Origin of the sequence: Bradyrhizobium sp. Leo170 (genome assembly GCF_004296405.1) — a bacterium.
GTDB lineage: Bacteria > Pseudomonadota > Alphaproteobacteria > Rhizobiales > Xanthobacteraceae > Bradyrhizobium.
On sequence record NZ_PSRR01000610.1, the window covers coordinates 1 to 2,449 of the forward strand.

General features: G+C 64.0%; 1 protein-coding gene. It reads right to left on the reverse strand.

Annotated features, from left to right (window positions below):
• Positions 1-2,140, reverse strand: a 2,140-nt coding sequence (gene leuS, locus CWO89_RS43120) for a leucine--tRNA ligase (protein ID WP_130584260.1), incomplete at its 3' end; no start/stop codon positions are given.
• Between the last annotated feature and the right edge of the window lie 309 nt (positions 2,141-2,449).

Here is a 2,449-nt window from a genome sequence, read left to right on the forward strand (position 1 = left end):
GCAAGGCGGTCGCCTCGGGGCCGAATGACGCAGGCCGGGCCGCCGGCGTACCCTTCGCGACCTCTGCGGATTCATTCACCAGCCGCCACAGCCGCTGCACGAAGCGCGCCGCGCCCTGCACCCGCTCATCGCTCCAGATCACGTCGCGATCCGGCGGCGAGTCCGACAGCATGAACCAGCGAGCGACGTCGGCGCCATAGGTCGCGATGATGTCGTCGGGGTCGACCGTATTCTTCTTGGACTTCGACATCTTCTCGATCGGGCCGATCGTGACCTCCTCGCCGGTGTCGATCGTGGTGGCGCGCCGGTCGCTGCCGATGACCTCGATCTTCACGTCCGCCGGCATCACAAAGGTGCCGTCGGCCTTCTGGTAGGTCTCGTGCACCACCATGCCCTGCGTGAACATGCCGGCGAACGGCTCATCCATCGCGATGTGGCCGGTCGCCTTCATCGCGCGGGTGAAGAAGCGGCTGTAGAGCAGATGCAGGATCGCGTGCTCGACGCCACCGATATACTGATCGACCGGCATCATCCGGTTGGTGACGGCCGGCGTGGTCGGCGAGGTCTCGTTCCAGGGATCGGTGAAGCGCGCGAAATACCAGGACGAATCCACGAAGGTGTCCATGGTATCGGTCTCACGCTGTGCCGGCCCGCCGCATTGCGGACAGGTGACATGCTTCCAGGTCGGATGGTGGTCGAGCGCATTGCCCGGCTTGTCGAAGGTCGCATCCTCCGGCAGCGTCACCGGCAGCGCGCTGTCGGGCACGAGCACGACGTCGCATTTGGGGCAGTGCATGATCGGGATCGGGCAGCCCCAATAGCGCTGGCGCGAAATGCCCCAGTCGCGCAGGCGGAAATTCACCTGGCGCTCGCCGACGGGCGCGTTGCCACGGAGTTCGCTCTCCAAGCGCTTCGCAACTTCTTCCTTCGCCTGCTCGATGGTCATGCCGTCGAGGAAGCGCGAATTGATCATGCGGCCGTCGCCGTCATAGGCGGTGTCCGTGATCACGAACGTCTTCGGATCCTGCCCCTCCGGACAGACAACAGGCGTGTTGCCGAGGTCGTATTTGTTGACGAAGTCGAGGTCGCGCTGGTCGTGCGCCGGGCAGCCGAAGATGGCGCCGGTGCCGTATTCCATCAGCACGAAGTTCGCGACATAGACCGGCAATTTCCAGTTCGGATCGAACGGATGGATCGCCCGGATGCCGGTGTCAAAGCCCTGCTTCTCGGCGGTGTCGATGACCTCCTGCGCGGTGCCGATCCGTTTGACCTCAGTGATGAACTCGGCAAGCTTCGGATCCTTCGCCGCCGCAGCCTGCGCCAGCGGATGGTCCGCCGAGATCGCCATGAACTTGGCGCCGAACAACGTGTCCGGCCGCGTCGTGAAAATCTTCAATTCGCGCTCGCCGTCCGGCGTGGTTGTGCGATCCAGCGCGAAGCGGATCAAGAGGCCCTCGGAGCGGCCGATCCAGTTGCGCTGCATCAGCCGCACCTTGTCGGGCCAGCGATCCAGCCCGTCGAGCGCGTCCAGCAGCTCCTGCGAATATTTCGTGATCTTGAAGACCCACTGGTTCATCTCGCGCTGCTCGACGACCGCGCCGGAGCGCCAGCCGCGGCCGTCGATCACCTGCTCGTTGGCGAGCACGGTCATGTCGACCGGGTCCCAGTTGATCTTGCGCTTTTCGCGCTCGACGAGGCCGGCGCGCAGGAAGTCCAGGAACATCTTCTGCTGATGCTTGTAGTAGCTGGGGTCACAGGTCGCGAACTCGCGTGACCAGTCCAGCGACAGGCCGATCGAGCGAAGCTGCTTCTTCATCGCCGCGATGTTGTCGTAGGTCCATGCCTTCGGCGCCACCTTGCGCTCGATCGCCGCATTCTCCGCCGGCAGGCCGAATGCGTCCCAGCCCATCGGATGCAGCACGTTGAGCCCCTTGGCGCGCATGTAGCGGGCCAGCACGTCGCCGAGCGTGTAGTTCCGGACATGGCCGATATGAATGCGCCCGGACGGGTACGGGAACATCTCGAGCACATAGTATTTCGGCCGCGGATCGTCGTTTTTCGACGCAAAGATCGCCTTCTCGTCCCACTGGCGTTGCCAGCGCGGCTCGGATTCACGGGCGTTGTAACGTTCGGAGGTCATGGAGCAGGGCTCTTGGGGGGCCTTTCGGCCGTTTAGAAGACGGCGGACTAGGCCATAGAATTGGCTGCGGGGTCAACGGGTTGGGGCTCGCCGCGCGGCAAGGGCAGATAGGTCATGTGCGCCGCTCTACACGTCATTCTCGATGTCGTCCCGGGCTTGACCCGGGACCCATAGCCACAGGTGCTCGGGATGCGAAAACTCGGGCCGCTTGCTCGCGCCACAACTCAGATCGGTGGTTATGGGCCCCGGGTCAAGCCCGGGACGACGTGGGTTTGGTTTCTGATTCAAATGTCAAACAGCTCCCCGCTG